We start from the raw sequence: 16,494 nt of genomic DNA on the forward strand, positions 1-16,494 counted from the left end.
AATTGCAGAGGATTGTAACGAACCCCGGGTTTCCTGGCCATACAGGGGGTGAGAAAGGGGAATTAAATGTGAAAAAAGGAACTTTTGGAGAAGGCTATAGAAGCTTATCTTTTTACGGGAATAAAAAGGTTGGGCATGGTTTAGCTACAGGCGAGGTAGTCAGCGCCGAACCGCGCCAAGGTAGATAGCCCCCAGGGTGATAACCGCTCCCAGGGCCTCAATGGCTGTGGTGGGTCGGGCAAAGATCAGGATATCCCAGATAAAGGCCAGGGTGGGCTGCATTAAAAGGATAAGGCCGGTTTTTGAGGGAGGGATGCGAGGCATGCCCGTACCGATCAGAATCCAGCCCAGGCTGTGGCAGACCAGCCCATAGATCAAAAGCCACAGCCAGTCTACAGGCCGGGGAATGGCCAAAGATTCTCCGGTAACAGTCGCTGTTATGTAAAGAAAAAGAGCACTGACCAAAGACATGATCGCCATGTTGGCAAATAAAGGCAGCTTTACAGGCAAAACCATGGTGCGGCGTAAGGCAAAGAGATAGAAGGTGTAGCTTAAAGCGGCTAAAAGGCCCAGTAAAACACCTGCCCGGTAATTGCCTGCCGTGGCGGCCCAGTCCTGGGCCACGATCAGGTATAGCCCGGCCAGGGCGGTGATAATGGAAAAGATCAGGCGGGTTGTGACTTTTTCCTTAAAAAACAGCACCCCGGCCGCAGCCACCAGAAAGACCTGGAAATTGGCTATCAAAGTAGCCAGACCTGGCCCTACATAGTGGATGGAGCGGTGCCAGAACACCATGTCAAAGCAAAAGAAAAGCCCGGCCGCAGCTGCGCCGAAGAAAGCCTTGGCCCCCATCCAAAGGTTTTCCCTGCGGATTAACGCCCCGGCCAGAAGGGCGATTCCACCAAACAAAACCCGGTAAACTCCGGCTGCGGTGGGGTCAGCCTCGGAAAGCCTGACCATGATGCTGGAAAAGCTTATCAAAGAGGCTCCGGCCAGCACCTGTAACAGGGGAAGGTTTTTCAAGGTAGAGTCTTGCATTATGCTTTCCTGGTATTTTCAAGTTTGCGCCTGGCCGGGATTTGGTTATGAGGCATGATTCTAACCGGAAGGCAGGCTGAAAATCCAGGATGCTTTCAGGCGGAAGGGCTATTTATTCATACCGCTTGATCCAAGGTACACGGCGGATAGGGTGAGGCCTGCTCCTGCCGCTTCAGTAATGGAAAACGAACGGTCAAAAATCAGCACATCCCAGACAAAGGCCAGGGTGGGTTGAAGCAGGAGCACCAATCCGGTCAGGGATGCGGGGATGCCCGCTATGCCTTTAGCTATGAACAGCCAGCCCAGGCCATGGCACAACAGGCCGTAGATTAAAAGGAAAACCCAGTCTTTTTTCTCCGGTATGGCAAAAGATTCACCCAACCCAAAAATGACGATGCTCAAGATCCCGGCGCTGGTCAAAGATATCATGGTCATGTTGCCCAGGGCCGAATCAGCTCCCCGGCTTACAGTAGAGCGCCTTAAGAATAGGATGTAAAAGGCATAGCTGGTGGCTGAGACCAGGGAAAAAAAGATCCCCAACTCGTAAGCCGCTCCTGTGTCCTGCCAGTCCGGGGCCAGGATCAGATAAAGTCCGCCGACAGCCAAGGGAATAGCCAGAAAAAAGTTTTTTGTGGGGTTTTCCTTTAAAAAAACAACACCGGCTCCGGCAACTATAAAGACCTGCAGATTGGTCATGAGTGTGGCCAGGCCGGGACCGATAATATGTATGGATCTGTGCCAAAAGCCCAGGTCGCAACAAAGAAAAATTCCGGCGGGAATAATCACGCCAAGGGGCTTCCAACCATTCAAGAGAGGCTTGTTCTGAAGCAGGGCAATAAGTAAAAGGCCCAACCCTCCAAAAAGAAAGCGATAAAAAGCCGTTGTGGTGGGGGCCGTACGGGTCAGTCCCACCATTATGCTGGAAAAGCTGATAAGAACAGCGCCCACTCCGACCATCAGGAGTGCTTTTCGGGAGGGGGTTAAGGTTTTCATGGAATTATCTCGCCCTGTTGTTGTTTGTAATCAAAGCGAGGCATTCTACATCCCAGACACCAGAAAAGCTATGGCTGAGACAATTTATTTTTTAAAAAAAGATCATTCGAAAAAAGAAAAGAATATTTATTTTTTGGCAGGGGGTGAAAGGAAAATTGATTTGCATGTCAGTAAATAGTCTTTTTAAGAAAAAGTAATTTGTGAATTAGGATGAAACTCAGAATTGTTCATTGGCGCCTGCTTTAAGATATATTTAAACTAGTTGAGAATAAAAGTTATTTTAAAGATACTCGGTTCGTTTTCAAAAGAGTTTTTTTGAGCCCGGAAGTTTACATTATAAGAAAACTGGACAAATAGGAGGCGGGTGGTTAAAAAATACATCTGATTCCTTGAAAAATGAACCCCCGTAAACTCCAGCGGAGCGTCCGCTATTTCTTCTTGCTCTGCTCATAAGGCTGCGTCCTGCTAGGTTTTGTTTTTCCCAAAGTTTATACCCAGGTAAATACTGACAAGGGCAAGGCCCGCACCGGTTGCCTCACTTGGGGAAAAGGGCCTGGCAAAAAACACCACATCCCAGACAAAGGCAAGGGCGGGCTGCATAAGCAACACCAAACCGATGAGCGAGGCCTTTATGTGGGGAAGTCCGTTTGAGATAAACCACCAACCCAGGCTGTGACAGACTAAGCCGTAGATCAAAAGCCAAAGCCAGTCTATGGCCCTGGGAATGGCAAAGGTCTCGCCCGTGCCCCAAGAGCCCAAGCCCAGAAACAGGGCGCAGAAAAGTGAGACCAGGGCCATGGCGCTCAAGGGCGAGAGCCTTTGGGCGGCGCCCACCAGGTGGCGCAGGCTGATAAGGTAAAAGCTGTAGGCCAAGGCGGCCAAAAGGGCCAGAAAGACGCCTGTGCGATATTCGGTTGTGAGTTGGCCCCAGTTTTGGCCCACAATCAGGTAAAGACCGGCCAAGGCAAGGAAAACGGCTCCCAAATATATGCCGTTTAGTTTTTCCTTAAAAAGAAAAAAGCCAAAACCAGCCATGATGAAGACCTGAAAATTCAGTAAAAGCGTTGCCAGTCCCGGACCAATGAACAGGATAGACCAATGCCACACCCCCAGGTCCAGAGCCCAGAAAAAACCTGCCAGGGCAGCCAGGCAGATGCCTTTTTTACCCGGTGGAACCGGATTTTTTTGTTGAAGGGCCAGGGCGGTTAAGGCTACCCCGGCAAAAAGGACCCGGTAAAAGGCGGCTGCCACCGGCTCTGTGTGGGTGAGTTTGGCCATGACACTGGAAAAGCTGATAAACACAGCTCCAGCCAAGACCTTGATCAGTGCGGAATCCATACCATTGGCAGGGCTCAAAATCTGGCTCCATTTTGCTGGGAAAGGGAAGTGTTTTTTAAAGGGGTTGATCCTAACCGTCTTTTGATTTGAAGACCAGGTTTTTCTAAAAAAGGGCGGGCCGGGAAAAGGTTTTCAAACAGCATCCTGTGATCTGTCCATGAAAAAACTTGTTTCAGGGAGGCAGGAACAAGGAATCCTGAGTATCAGCTAATTCCTTAATTGGAGTATCCATGGCAAGGGGAACAATTGCCGCAAAGGAGGGCGTACAGGTTGGACCTGCGGAGCAAAGTTTCCGGGATAGCCTGTAGAAAGGTAAATGGGGGTATCCACCCGGTGCATTTGGCTGCATCAGGCGGTTTGTATAGATAAAAAAGAGGGGCCTAATTTTGCATCAGGCGTTTGACTTTGCGGTGGCAAAGTCCCGAGGTGAAAAGAAGCACCAGCCCCAAAAAGAAAAGGCCCAGACTTTCCACCATATACAGGCCCTTGCCTGTAAGCCACCCTCCCAGGGCATGGTCCCAGACCATGATGGAGAGCATTAGCATAATAAAGCCCGCTACAAAAAACAAGATAGACAGAATCCTGAAGAATATACGCATGGATCTGATTATTCCCCTGGAGAATTGTTTTTTTATGCCTTTTACGGCTGTCAGGCATGAGGATGAAAAATAATAAACAATATATGTCCTAATAGAATTTATTTCATTGTAGCATTAAAAGAATCCCGGGCATAGCCCGGGATGCCCAGGTGACAGACAAAATACTGCCTTGGCATGTGGATAACCTGAAAGACGGCGCGGCTGATAATCTAGACCGGAGACCGCTGTCCGGGGTTAGGTTTGGTCAGTCGGAGAAAAATGTTATTCAGGGCTATTTGGGGTCCTGGTTTTTGCTTAAAAGCCGCTGGATCAGCTCCATGGCGTTGACCATTTGTTCTATTTCTTCCGGGTTCAAGGGTGAGATCAGGCTGTTGATCAGGTCGGAGCTGTTATTGATAATGGTATTTAACACCATCTGCCCTTGATTGGTCAGGGTGAGGCCCCTGGCCCTTTTATCCTGGGGATCTTTTTCCCGTAAAATCCAACCCTGGCGTTCCAGCCTGCGGAGGGTCCTGCTCATATAACCCCGGTCCATGCCCAGCATCTCGATGAGATCCTTGGCCCGACATTTGGGGTGGTCATTAACCTCAAATAGAATACGCGCTTCAGAGAGAGACACAGGGCTGTTGAGGTATCCCTCGTTTAAGAGGCCCAGAACCCTGGTGTAAAAGCGGTTAAACAGTCGTACCGATTCGGCTGGTAAAGGCACAAAAAATCCTTTGGTTTGAGTTTGTATCTGCATCTTGGCCCAGGGAATTGCTTTTGTCAACTTCATAGTTGACAAAAGCAACTATTACTTTCTGACGAAGTCCTCCTGGACTTTGTCAGATGCCAATTGTCCAAAACGCGGTTTTGACAATTGCACGAATTACTCGGCTTAAGAAAGCCTCCTAATTCGGCGGGCCATCCATGGCCCGCGCTTTGTTACTTAGGCCTTTTGATACTTTGACTGACATCCAGTGTCAAAAACGCGGTTTTGCCAGTGGATTCGAATTACTCGGCTTGGGAAAGCCTCCTAATTCGGAGGGCCGTCATACGGGGTCCCCAAAAATGCATAGCATTTTTGGGGTGATTTCATGGCCCGCGTTTTGTTATTTAGGCCTTCCTGGACTTTGTCAGATGCCAATTGGCCAGGGCGTGTTTCTGAAGATTTAATAGTTGACAATAGCAACTAGATATCCTAGTGTATACTGGTATTAAATAAGATTGCAAGGCAAAGGAAGGGGGCAAAGGGGCGATATGACGGCTAAGTTTGTCTTTTCCGGTTATTACCCCGGTCTTATCGGCCGTGTGGTTGAGCTGCACGGTAGTTTTTATGCGGAAAACTGGGATTTTGATGTGAGCTTTGAGACCCAGGTGGCCATGGAACTCGGCGAATTCATGCACGAGTTTAAGCCTTCGCGGGATGGAGTCTGGGCGGCCCGCCTTGATGGGGAGTTTGCCGGTAGTGTTTTCATAGACGGTAAGGAGGCCATGCAGGACGGGGCCAGATTACGCTGGTTTATAGTCAGCCCCAAGGTTCAGGGCCATGGTCTGGGCAGGCTGCTTTTGGCAAAAGCAGTTGATTTTTGCAGGCAAAGAAAATATCCCAAGATAAACCTCTGGACCTTTAAAGGGCTTGAGGCTGCCAGGGTCCTTTACCTGGATGCCGGATTTGTGGTTACCCAAGAGCACAATGTAGACCAGTGGGGCGGAAATCTCTTGGAACAGCGTTATGATTTGAAGCTTTAGCCAAAACCGGGCAGATTGAATCAGGGGGGCAGGGCCGGTTAAGCGGTTTTTATAAATAACCGCGGGGATTTGATAAAAATAATGCGGGCCGGGGCAAAGACTGCCCCGGCCGAGGTTTTCAGGCCTCAAGGCGATGGATAAACAACTCTCCATCTTTGGCGACTTGGCCTGCCAGTTCCCCCAGGTGCTGGTGGTGGGTAAAGAAAATAACCTGGGTTTGGGCCGAAAGTCTGGTCAGGGCGGATAAGGCCCGGGCTGCCCTTTGGTCGTCAAAGTGCACCAGTGCGTCATCCATGATAAAGGGAAACGGTTCCCTGGCTGCCAGGTGCAGTTCCAGGGCGGCCAGACGCAGACCCAGATAAAGTTGGTCACAGGTGCCGTCGCTCATGGCTCCCACCGGTAATTGTTCTTTGTTTTTTCCAGAACGAATACCCAAAAGAATGGGGTTATCCTTTTCATCATAGCCCATGGCAAGACCGCTGAAAGAACCGCCGGTGAGTTCCCGGAAATATTCTCCGGCCTTATCTAAAAGGGGCTTTTTGTTCTCTTTGAGATAGCGCTCCATCTGCATTTTAAGGAGATTTACCGCGAACAGAATTTTTAAGTATTCCTCTGTCTTATCCCTTGCTTCGGCAAGAAGGTTGCCTGCTTCCTGCCTGGCCTGGGCAGCCCCTTTCTGATCATTCATCTGTTCAAGCCTAAGCTTGGCCTGGGCCGTTTTTTCCTGTTCCCCGGCTCTTTGTTCTTCCAGGTCATCCAGTTGTTGTTGGGTCTCCGCCTTAAGGGCAAAAATTTCATCAGCCTTGACCTGGGCGGCTTCTTCCCTTAGTTCTCCGGCTCCCATGCCCGGGCTGGCGTGGGAGAGGAGGCTTTGGGTCAGCTCATTGATTTCCCTTAGCTTTGCCTCGCGCTTAAGCCAAATGTCTTCCGCCAGGGGCAGATTTTCTTCTTTTTCCACTCCTGCCTGGATCAAAAGCTTGGCCAAAACTTCCTTGGCCTGATTGAGCCTGGCTTCAATTCCGTTAAGGCTGGTTTCCTTGTCCTGCAGCTGTTCTGAGAGAGCCTCTTTTTGGGTTTGCGCTGTCTTGGTGTCGGCCAGGAGCCGGTTAAGCCCTTCCACTGCTTCTTCGGTTTTTTGGTCCGACAGCCTGGGGGCGATGGCCGTGCAAAGATCTTGAACCTGTTTTTGGTAAGTGGAGATTTTTTGTCTCAGGGCCGCAATGGTTTGCCGGGCACTATTGGCCTTGGCCAGGGTTTGGCTTAATTCTGTCCTTGTATTGAGCTCGGCCATGGCCTGACGCGGCGTAAGGCCTGAATTCATACCGGCCTGATCAAGGGCCCTCTCCCAGTTTTCCTGCCACAGGTCCAGGGCTTCCTTGTGCTCTGCCTGCTCGGAGTTGGCCTGCTTAAGCTGTTCATTTACTTCGCTGATGCGCTCTTCTGCGTTTTTTTGATCTTGACCGGCCTTGATTAAGGATGCGTGCAGCCCTTCGGCCATTTTCAAAAGGGCCTGCCAGTCAAGGCCGCTTGAGAGCAGGGGGCCCTGGATTTGGCTCAGGATGCCGGTCAACTCCGCTTGATAAGTGCCTTTTGTTTTTTGAATTCGGGCCAGTTTTTGTTTTGCTTTTTCCCGGTCCAGGGATAATTGCTTTATTTCCTTGAAATCCCTTAGCCACCTTTGCATCTCATTGGGTGCACCCGGTTCGGGCATCAGGGGGGTCCACAGGTTTGCCCATTTTTGCCAGGATGTCATCGCCTCTTCTTCCTGGGCCTTGATTTTGAGGTTGATTTCATTCAGGCGTTCGAGACAGTTTTTTTGCCTGGCCTTGCGGTCCTCGAGTCTGGTGACGGTTTCACTCTGCTCAAAAATGCGGTCTGCCGTTTGATCAGCCTTTTTTACAGAGGCTTCATAGGCCAGATCCAGGGAAAGGGAGCCTTTGAAGCGAGCCTCTGCCTCAGGATCAGGTGAATGCATAAGCCATGACTTTTTAATCAGTTGCCAGCCTTGATCCCTTTTTTGCCTGGCTTTGGTCAGCTCCTCCATTGTGGGAGCGGAACCATGTATAGTCAGGCTTTCTATTTCTACCTTGAGGTCGTTCAGCTCGGAAAAAAGCTGTTCCCTGCCTTGCTCCAGGGAATCTTTCCTGCGCCGGTTTTCCGCCATAAGGGCTTCATGCTCGGCTGCGGTTTCTTCATAAGGTGCGTTAAAGGTGAGCAACTCCTCCAGGGAGCCTTTGAAAAAGGGTAAGTCCATAACTGACTGATTCAGCCTTTGTTCCAGCTCAATCACCTGGTTTTGCATCTCCGCTATGGCTGTATCCAGGTCTCCCTGCTCCCTGGCCCGGCCCACGGCCATAGCCAGGGGATGAACAAGCTCGAGCCCGGAAGGCAGGTTTTTTTGCCGTTCCTTTAACCTGGCATGTTCGGTTGCTAACTCCCTGGCCCTGTTTTGGGCGTTTGTCAGGTTATTTTTCAGGGCCTGTTCTTCTTCGGAGAGCTCCTGCAATCGGGTTCTTTGGCTCACACTCGGCAGGGCTGGCTCTTCTTCTGTATCTTCCGGCTTAAGACCCAGCTCGCGGTACAGCTTTTCCGCCTGATGTTTTTTCTCCTTCAGCAGAGTGTCTTGGCCGGGCAGGTCGCTTAAATTTTGTTGATACTTACCCAGGTCACTAAAGAGTGATTCCACGGTCCGGGTCTTTTCCAGAACCGTCTTGTCAGGCAAAAGACCGCTCAGTCGTTGTTTAAGGCTTTCGATCTCCGCAACCAGGGCCGCCTTTTGGCTTTTTGCCTCTTTTATTTCCTTTTGGGCCTCCCTGCGGCTGCCGCTGAACTCCGTGTCCAGCTTAGCGGCTTTGGGTAATGCTTTCAGGTCCTGTTCCGCTTGGCCAAGGGCCGCTACCAGGGGCTGAGTTTTTTCTATGCGTTCAAGCTGGTTTAGCCGGGAGCTGAGATCGCGAATTTCCGTTTTAAGGTGATCAAGCCTTTTTTGAGCCTGGTTTTGTATGGCAAGCTGTTCTTCGTATTCCTCGGGCTTGAGAATGGTTTTGCGGGCCAGGGTCATCTGGCTTTGGTATTGAATCAACAGGTTGTTGAGAAACGGTTTTTTGGCGTTGGTGGGCTTGAAAATAGCCCCTGCCTGATCCTCCAGCTCCTGAATCAGGTTTCGCATGCCCAGTCCGCCGGTGCCGGCCGCGAAAAGGGCCTGCCCCAGGTCTCCCTGGCCTGTGGCAATGAGCTCTCCCCCCTTACGCAGCTCTTCATGGCTGGTGCTGAAGATGCTTTTAAAGGTTGATTCCGGCACCAGCTCCAGAAACCGGGCTGTCTCCTTGGGTGAAAGAGGGCTGCCTTCCTGGTCCAGCAGGGTGTTTTTATTGCCTTTTCTGCGTTGACAAAAGATGGCGTCCCCGTTTTTGAGCTCCAGCAAAGCCTTGATCAAAAGTTTGCTTGGCGCATGCAGAAAGCTGTCCGTGGTTCTGGCCGGTATGCCAAAGAAAAGGTCGTGTATGGCCCTTAAGGCAGTGGATTTGCCTGCTTCATTGGGGCCCAGAACCAGGTGAAGCCCCTGGGCTCCCTGGGAAAGATCCAATATGGTGTCGTTAAAATGGCCAAAGGCGGCCAGCTCCAGACGTCTGAACCTCATTTCCCCCCCTTGATCTGCTGGTTTAGTTTTTCCAGGATCAGGTCCCTGGCCAGGAGCAGACGCCCGCTCATTAAAGTGGGATCTTCAAGGTCAAGCTCATAAGGCGGTTTGTTGAGATCGCCGGGCAGCTTAGCTGCCAAGGGTTCAATCTGTCTTGTTATCTCGGCCAAAGCCTCAGGCTCCCGGCCATTGATGAGCTGGTCCGTGAACTCAACCAGGCCCGCGGCCAGGGGATCTTCAGCCAGAAGGGTCTCCAGGGATAGGGGTGCCGCGGTCTTGAGGATGATTTTTTCCACCCAGGCCTGTTCGGAGGTGACATCCGCCACCAAAGAGCGCAACTCGTTGTGCCAGCGCTCCGGATTCTGATTCAGCTCCCCATGGGCCGGGGTCTGTCCTGTTATCTCCACCCTGAGCCCCAGCACCTGGCCCTGGTTTTCCTCCATGAGTTTTTCCGCTTTTTTAGCTGTCTTTTCCAGCACCTGCTCCGGGCTTTTAAGGCCTGTGGCTTCAATCCGGCAGACCTGCCAGCGCACACTGTCCAGAGTGACGAATTCCGGGGTGAGGCTCTTGCCTTCCACCTTGACCACAAAGCAGCCCTTGGTTCCGGTCTCCCGGATGTTTCTTCCTTGAGCGCAGCCGGAAAAGATGATCCAGGGCTCTTCGTGTACGATCTCCCCGGCGTGAACATGGCCCAGGGCCCAGTAGTCATAGCCTTTTTGCAGCAGATCACTTAAGCTGCAGGGCGCATAGGGTTCATGCCCCTGACGCCCGCTCAAGGCGGTGTGCAAGACACCGATGTTTATAAGATCGTCCAAAGCCTGCGGGTATGAACTGCTTAAGTTTTTGTCCACGGCCGAATGACCGTAGCTCTGGCCGTGCAGGGCAACCGGCAAATCCGGGAGGGTGAAGGTCTCGGGCTTTTTGCTTGCAAAAACAAAGGTGTTATCCGGAAGCTTCAGCTTTTTGGTAATCCTGGTTTGGGCGTCATGGTTGCCCAGGGCCAAATAAACCTTAATGCCCTGTTGTTTAAGCCGGCTCAGTCGGCTTTGCAGAAAAAGGGCAGTGTTGTAGTCCTTTAAATCACCGTCGTAAAGGTCTCCGGCGATCACAATAAAGGCGGCCTTTTCTTCACAGGCCAGTTCCACCAGCCTGTCCAGGGCCTTGCGGGTGGCGTTTCTGATTTTTTTAACCGGCGCCCTCTCATAACCGGCCAGTCCCAAAAGCGGGCTGTCCAGATGCAGGTCCGCCGCGTGAATAAAGGTAAAATCCATTAATACCTGCTCGTTAGATGCTGATCTCAGGTTGCCCCGTTGGTTTTGACCGGGCTTTTCACCAGTTGATTTCAAAGCCTATTTTATTGTTTCCACCCAAGCATAGCACGTCCGGATCAAGTTTGTTTTCTTTGATGCTTGCGAAAAGGGTTGCACTGGTTTTGCCTAATGGGATATAAGATAAATAAGACAAACTTAGTCCTCTATCAAAAAAGGAAAAAACATGAATCTTACTCGGGCAGGGGAATATGCCGTCAGGTGCGTGCTGTTTCTTTCCCTGCATGAGCCCAGTGAAATAGTAAATCGGAAAAAGATTTCCGCAGCCATGGATATACCCAGCCAGTTTTTAAGCAAGATCGCCCAGAGGCTTTCACGCGGCGGACTTATAGTGATCACCCAGGGTTCCAAAGGCGGGTACCAACTTTTACGCGCCCCCGAAGAGATAACTCTTTTAGACGTGATCGAATGTGTGGAAGGCGATATCGGGCTTAACACATGTATTTTGCGTCCCGAATCCTGTGCCCGCACCCCTGGTTGCCCGGTTCATGAGGTCTGGGATAAGGCCAGGAATGCCCTGCGCCAAGTGCTGAGAGCAGCTGATTTCGCCACCTTGGCTGCCAGGGAAAAGCATTCTGACTCAAGCTGAAGAAATAAGCATGAGCGGCTGAAAGCCGGTTGGAGCCTTGCCCCGAACCTTTCAAATAGTCGAAAAAAGTTTTCGAAAGGCATCTTTTAAAAGAAAAATAGTCTGTTAATTGGAAGTACCTATGAAGTCCCATCTGATAAGTAGTAAATTAAAGAGTAATAACAATGCCCAACCGGGCCAAGACAACGGGGAGGGTGATTTAGTATGGATGTATTGATGTTGTCCCGGCTGCAATTCGCGGCCGCCACTTTTTTTCATTTTCTTTTTGTGCCCCTGACCTTGGGTCTTTCCCTACTCATCGCTGTCATGGAGACGGTCTATGTAAAAAAAGGTGATGAAAAATACAAACGCATGGCCAAATTCTGGGGCAGGATTTTTATAATCAACTTTGCCATCGGCGTGGTCACAGGCATTACCCTGGAGTTTCAGTTCGGCACCAACTGGTCGCGCTATTCCCAATATGTGGGAGATATCTTCGGCTCGCTTTTGGCTGTGGAAGCCACCTTGGCCTTTTTCCTGGAATCAACCTTTATCGCGGTATGGATATTTGGTTGGGACCGCATCTCTCCCAAATTACATGCCACGGCCATCTGGCTGGTGGCGATTGCCTCCACTGTAAGCGCATATTGGATATTGGCCGCGAACTCCTTTATGCAGCACCCGGTGGGGTATGCGATCAGAAACGGCCGGGCCGAACTCACTGATTTTGTCTCCGTGGTGACTCAAAAGTGGGCATTGCTCGAGTTCCTGCACACGGTTAGCGGGGCCTATCTGCTGGCCGGTTTTTTCGTCATGGGGGTGAGCGCCTGGCATATCCTACGCAAAAACCAGGTGGAGTTTTTTACCAAAAGCTTTTCCATTGCTGCGGCCTTTGCCCTGATCTTCAGCGTTTTTGTGGCCGTAAACGGTGATATGAGCGGCCAGGAAGTTGCGCAGAAACAGCCTTCCAAGCTGGCGGCTATGGAGTCCCATTGGGTCACCCAAAAAAATGCGCCCCTTTACCTGCTGGTCTGGCCGGATCAGGAGAATGGGGGCAATCTGATTGAGGCCCTACCCATACCGGGGGCCCTGAGTTTTTTGGGGTTTCATGATTTTGATGCCGAAGTAAAAGGCCTAAACGACATACCCAAGGAGGATCACCCGCCTGTTCTGCTCACTTTTCTTGGCTTCAGGCTTATGGTGGGTCTGGGGGCCCTTTTTATCCTGCTTTCGGCCTGGGCCTGGCTTAAGCGTAAAGATCCCAGTCAGAGCCCGCTTTTGCTGAAGATTCTGCCCTGGGCCATTCCCCTGCCTTATATAGCCATGCAGGCCGGTTGGGTATTGGCCGAGGTGGGGCGGCAACCCTGGATAGTCTGGGGGCTGATGCGCACCAGCGACGCGGTGAGTCCTGTGGCCGCCAGTCAGGTGGGGGTGTCCCTTGTGGCCTTTATTGCCATATACGGCCTCTTGGGAGCAGCGGCTTTTTACCTGATCTTCAAACATGCCCGCAAGGGGCCGGAACCCCTAGCGGCTTCTAAAGTGAATTCGTCAGAGGGAAAGGAGGCGGCCCATGCTTGAGTCAGTTTGGTTTTTCCTGTGGGGAGTGCTTTGGGCTGTTTATTTCATGCTCGACGGTTTTGATTTGGGCGCAGGTGCGCTGATGCCTTTTCTGGCCGGCGATGAAAGGGAAAAGCGCCTGGTCTATAACGCCATGGGACCCTTTTGGGACGGCAACGAGGTATGGCTCATAACCGCCGGTGGGGTGACCTTTGCCGCCTTTCCCACTGCCTACGCGGTTATGTTCAGTTCGCTTTATTCTGCGCTTTTGTTGCTTTTATTTGCCTTGATACTGAGGGGAGTGGCCTTTGAGTTCCGCTCCAAAGTGGATTCGGACGCCTGGCGCAAGCTATGGGACATTTGCCTTTTTATCGGCAGCGCAGCCCCGGCTTTACTCTTGGGGGTGGCTTTTGCCAATATCTTCACGGGCATACCCATTGATGCCGAAGGGGTCTACCATGGGACTCTTTTCACTCTGCTGAATCCCTATGGCCTTATGGGCGGAGTTTTGTTTGTAATGCTCTTTTTAGTGCACGGCGCTCTTTGGCTGGCGATAAAGACCCCCAATGGACTAGGGCAAAAGGCCCAAAAAACCGCCAAGGTTTTATGGCCGGTAATGGTGGTCGTGGCGGTGGCCTTTTTGGCGGCAACCGCCTTTTACACCAGACTGTATGAGAATTATCTGGCCATGCCGGTTCTGTGGTTGATTCCCCTGGCCTCGGTGGCGGCCATGCTTGTAAGCAGGTGGATGATGACCCGGAAAAGTTGGTGGAAGGCGTGGTTCGCCTCCAGCGCAGCTATTTTGTTTTGTGCGCTTTTCGGGGTGACCGGCATGTATCCCAATCTTTTGGCTTCAAGCCTTGATCCGGCATATAGCTTAAATATCACCAATGCCGCCTCCAGCCCACTCACCCTCAAGATCATGCTCGGGGTGGCGTTGGTCATGGTGCCTGTGGTGATCTGCTATCAGGCCTGGGCTTACCATATGTTCAGGCATCGCTTGACTGATGAGGATCTGGCCGGGGAAGAGGCTTATTAGGAGTCTGGAGAACGATTCCCTCCTTGATTTAGAGGAAGAGGCTAAGCCGTCCTACTTGACCCCTTTTGCGAGCCTGTTCTAACATGCGGGCTGAACGGTGAAATCAGATACCGTTCAGCCCGTTTTTATCATGCAAAAAAAGGGGGTATGATTCATGTCTGAGCATTTTGTTTTGATCCACGGCGCTTGGCACGGCGGATGGTGTTGGGACAAGGTTGTCAAGGAGCTCGAGGCCAGGGGGCACACCGCCAGCGCACCCACTTTGCCGGACCCGGCGCTGGGCCTGAATCCGGCGGATATAACCTTGGATGATTACGTCCAGAGCCTGGCCAAGGTTCTCAATGCCCAGGAGAAAAAGGTTGTTTTGCTGGGTCACTCCAGTGCGGGGATTATCATGCAGGCCGCCGCACCCTTGGCTGCCGACAAAATAAGCCATCTTATTTTTCATAACGCCTTTGTATTGCCCCACGGCATGTGTCAGTTTGACCTGGTCCCTCCGGAGGTGAGCCAGGGAATGACCCAGGCGGCCCAGGCCTCACCTGACGGGTGCGTGCCGATTATGGAGGACTTTGTAAGAACCGCCCTGATGCCGGAAGAGTCGAAAGAGGTTCAGGATGATCTTATCGGCCGCCTGAACACTCAGCCCTTGGGGCTTTTCCTCGGCAAAATCGATAAAAAGCCCTTTGACGAACTTTTGATCCCCAAAAGTGTACTTTTCTGCAAAGACGATGCTTCCCTGCCGCCCGGGGGATATCTTGATATGGCTAAAAATTTGGGGGAGTATAACCTGGTTGAACTCTCGGGAGGGCATGAGTCCTTGTGGAGCAACCCGGCCTTTTTGACAGACGGCATTCTCAAGGCGTCTGGCCTGGCCTAGCGTTAGAAACAATTCGTCATGGATTACCTTGACTTTTTTTGTTAAGTTTTCAGGGTTATTATCGGATGCCGGTTGGCAAAGGATTTAGTTTGCCAACCGGCTTAAATTTTTCGGGGTGGTGCACCCTTGCTGGTTTTGCAGGCATCATCTCTCCATCTGCTCCCACTGCCCGCCTGATCAGCAAGACTAGAAACTGTATTTGAGTTTTACAAACACCCGGTCCTTGTCTCCCGCCGCTTCAAAAGGCCGGTGCTCGCCTGATTGATACAAGACCAGCCCACCTATGAAATGCCAATGGCTGGTGAGTTCATATTCTCCTTCCAAACGCTGGAATCCCCCCTGGTCCAGGCCCAGGCCAAAGGCCGAGGCCAAAAAGGTCATGGTGAGCCGGTCGTGCATCAGGTCCCGGCTGATGCGCAACGCCCATTGGAAATCATCTTCCTTGGGGTTTTCCGGTGAATTTTCCAGGATCTGGTCAAAATCGAACATATGCCGGTTGGCTGCTTCCAGGGAAATTGTGGTCTCGTGAATGCCGGAATATTCCACTCCCAACAGCAGGTCCAGGCGGGATTTTTCCTCTTGGGGGAGGGCCAGGAATTTGAATCCCTCAAACCAGGCGGCCTCGCCTTTGAAAAGCCAGTTGCCCTTGACCAGGTTTACAGCCGCGCCGAGCATGTAAAGCCTTTCATGCTCCCGAACAATCCCCTGGTTGCCCCGGGCCAGATGACCGTTGTCATTGTAAAAATAGGCACCATACAGGGAGTAGTCCCAACCCGAGAAGTTCTGTTCCAGGCTGAGGGCAAACTCTGTGTTGTCCAGGTGGGAGCGGGGCTTGATATCTTCAGGCGGCCTTGATGGGGCCGAGTAGAAATTGCTGCCAAAGGCGGGATCCTTGTTAAAGCGGATCTCGTTCAACAAGATGGCCGAGAGATGCAGGCCTGCGGGATAATAGTCCAGTTTGGTCATGACCACCGGCAGGCGCAGGTCTTCAATATCAGTCATGCCCGGCTCCCGGTAATCCATGGGGTTCAGCACATCCGTGACCCTTATGTTGTCCGAACGCCCCCACACCACAATCTGACGCCCCAGCTTAAGGTCCAGGTTGGAAAGCAATGATCCCCTGAGCCAGAGCTCGTCAAATTCCACTTGGCTTTCACGGGAGGCCAGGTCCGGGCCGGTGTAGTCGTCTCTGCCGTTTATGCTGAAGGCGGCGTCATAAAAAGCGTCACCCGAGATCCTGAAATCCCAGTTTTGGGGCAGCTCCACATCCGCCTGCAAGGAGATCTCTCCCCTTAAGCTGTCCAAGCCCCTGTGGTCGGTCTGACCCGGAGCCGGCGGGTTTGCGTCCAGGTTGGCCACGGACCTGAAGGTCAGGTCTCCTTCAATATCCAGCCATTGGGGCAGGCTAAAGGCCTGGTCCTGGGAAACGGATTCCTTGGGCGACGGGCTTTTTGTCTCTTCAAAGCCCTTTAAAACATCCAGAGAGTCCTGGGGCGGGTCGGCTTTTTTTTCTTCAAAACCCTGCAAAACCGAATCATAGGAACCTGTATTTTGAGGTTCTGGTTCGGAGTTGAATCCTTCGAGCATCTGATCCAGGGATTTCGTCTCCGCCCTGGCGGCATCCGGTCCTGTCAAGCCCCATAGACAAAACAGGGCCAGCAATAGGGGCATGATTTTTGCCCTGGTTCTGAACACGTTTTCCTGCTCCTTGAGAAATAGCCTGTCACCAAAAATCACATCTAAAAAGAATTCCGATCCAACGGCCAAAGGCTTAAGGGCCGCCCGG

14 protein-coding genes are annotated in these 16,494 nt (G+C 51.8%); 6 read left to right on the plus strand and 8 right to left on the minus strand.

The features are described from left to right. Window positions 1–159: 159 nt before the first annotated feature. Complete coding sequence (locus X474_RS16435; RefSeq protein WP_044350447.1) at window positions 160–1,038, minus strand: DMT family transporter; 879 nt, start codon at window positions 1,036–1,038, stop codon at window positions 160–162. A gap of 108 nt (window positions 1,039–1,146) precedes the next feature. Next, window positions 1,147–2,031, minus strand: coding sequence for a DMT family transporter (locus tag X474_RS16440; protein ID WP_044350448.1), 885 nt, complete (start codon window positions 2,029–2,031; stop codon window positions 1,147–1,149). Between X474_RS16440 and X474_RS16445 the strand changes: the two genes are divergently transcribed. Continuing rightward, on the plus strand, window positions 2,030–2,209 hold the full coding sequence (locus X474_RS16445; RefSeq protein WP_044350450.1) for a hypothetical protein: 180 nt from the start codon (window positions 2,030–2,032) through the stop codon (window positions 2,207–2,209). The genes X474_RS16440 and X474_RS16445 overlap by 2 nt on opposite strands. Before the next feature lie 287 nt (window positions 2,210–2,496). Here the strand turns inward: X474_RS16445 and X474_RS16450 are convergent, their stop codons facing one another. The 3 genes from X474_RS16450 to X474_RS16455 form a co-directional block, all read right to left on the minus strand. Then, window positions 2,497–3,387 carry a DMT family transporter gene (locus X474_RS16450; protein WP_052515314.1) on the minus strand — a complete coding sequence of 297 codons (891 nt, stop codon included), beginning with the start codon at window positions 3,385–3,387 and terminating at the stop codon, window positions 2,497–2,499. 362 nt (window positions 3,388–3,749) lie between these two features. Beyond that, the gene (locus tag X474_RS26240) at window positions 3,750–3,968 is read right to left on the minus strand and encodes a hypothetical protein (RefSeq protein WP_156360807.1); all 219 of its coding nucleotides are present in this window, start codon (window positions 3,966–3,968) and stop codon (window positions 3,750–3,752) included. A 271-nt stretch (window positions 3,969–4,239) separates the two neighbouring features. Then, window positions 4,240–4,677 (minus strand): MarR family winged helix-turn-helix transcriptional regulator, encoded by a 438-nt coding sequence (locus X474_RS16455; protein WP_197282154.1) that lies wholly within the window; start codon window positions 4,675–4,677, stop codon window positions 4,240–4,242. Window positions 4,678–5,207: 530 nt separating this feature from the next. On the opposite strand from X474_RS16455, the gene X474_RS16460 reads away from it, so the two are divergent. Beyond that, window positions 5,208–5,699, plus strand: a complete 492-nt coding sequence (locus tag X474_RS16460; RefSeq protein WP_052515316.1) for a GNAT family N-acetyltransferase — start codon at window positions 5,208–5,210, stop codon at window positions 5,697–5,699. Between the two features lie 118 nt (window positions 5,700–5,817). On the opposite strand, the gene X474_RS16465 is transcribed toward X474_RS16460, so the two are convergent. Both X474_RS16465 and X474_RS16470 read right to left on the minus strand, forming a co-directional pair. Continuing rightward, complete coding sequence (locus X474_RS16465) at window positions 5,818–9,339, minus strand: YhaN family protein (protein ID WP_044350451.1); 3,522 nt, start codon at window positions 9,337–9,339, stop codon at window positions 5,818–5,820. Continuing rightward, a complete protein-coding gene (locus X474_RS16470) occupies window positions 9,336–10,610 on the minus strand; it encodes a metallophosphoesterase family protein (RefSeq protein WP_044350452.1) in 1,275 nt (424 codons plus the stop codon). Before X474_RS16470 ends, X474_RS16465 begins: the two co-directional genes overlap by 4 nt. A gap of 223 nt (window positions 10,611–10,833) precedes the next feature. Here X474_RS16470 and X474_RS16475 point away from each other — a divergent pair, with 223 nt between their 5' ends. The 4 genes from X474_RS16475 to X474_RS16490 all read left to right on the plus strand — a co-directional run bounded on the left by X474_RS16475 (window position 10,834) and on the right by X474_RS16490 (window position 14,708). After that, entirely contained in the window at window positions 10,834–11,256 is a 423-nt protein-coding gene (locus X474_RS16475; protein ID WP_044350453.1) for an RrF2 family transcriptional regulator, read from the plus strand. Between the two features lie 204 nt (window positions 11,257–11,460). After that, complete coding sequence (locus X474_RS16480; RefSeq protein WP_044350454.1) at window positions 11,461–12,813, plus strand: cytochrome ubiquinol oxidase subunit I; 1,353 nt, start codon at window positions 11,461–11,463, stop codon at window positions 12,811–12,813. Then, complete coding sequence (cydB, locus tag X474_RS16485) at window positions 12,806–13,831, plus strand: cytochrome d ubiquinol oxidase subunit II (RefSeq protein ID WP_044350455.1); 1,026 nt, start codon at window positions 12,806–12,808, stop codon at window positions 13,829–13,831. The genes X474_RS16480 and cydB overlap by 8 nt, the downstream gene beginning before the upstream one ends. Window positions 13,832–13,985: 154 nt before the next feature. Continuing rightward, complete coding sequence (locus X474_RS16490; protein ID WP_044350456.1) at window positions 13,986–14,708, plus strand: alpha/beta fold hydrolase; 723 nt, start codon at window positions 13,986–13,988, stop codon at window positions 14,706–14,708. Between the two features lie 186 nt (window positions 14,709–14,894). Here X474_RS16490 and X474_RS16495 read toward each other — a convergent pair whose 3' ends face one another. Next, window positions 14,895–16,475 carry a DUF1302 domain-containing protein gene (locus X474_RS16495; protein WP_044350457.1) on the minus strand — a complete coding sequence of 527 codons (1,581 nt, stop codon included), beginning with the start codon at window positions 16,473–16,475 and terminating at the stop codon, window positions 14,895–14,897. Window positions 16,476–16,494: the final 19 nt, after the last annotated feature.

Origin of the sequence: Dethiosulfatarculus sandiegensis, assembly GCF_000931935.2 — a bacterium.
Lineage (GTDB): Bacteria > Desulfobacterota > Desulfarculia > Desulfarculales > Desulfarculaceae > Dethiosulfatarculus > Dethiosulfatarculus sandiegensis.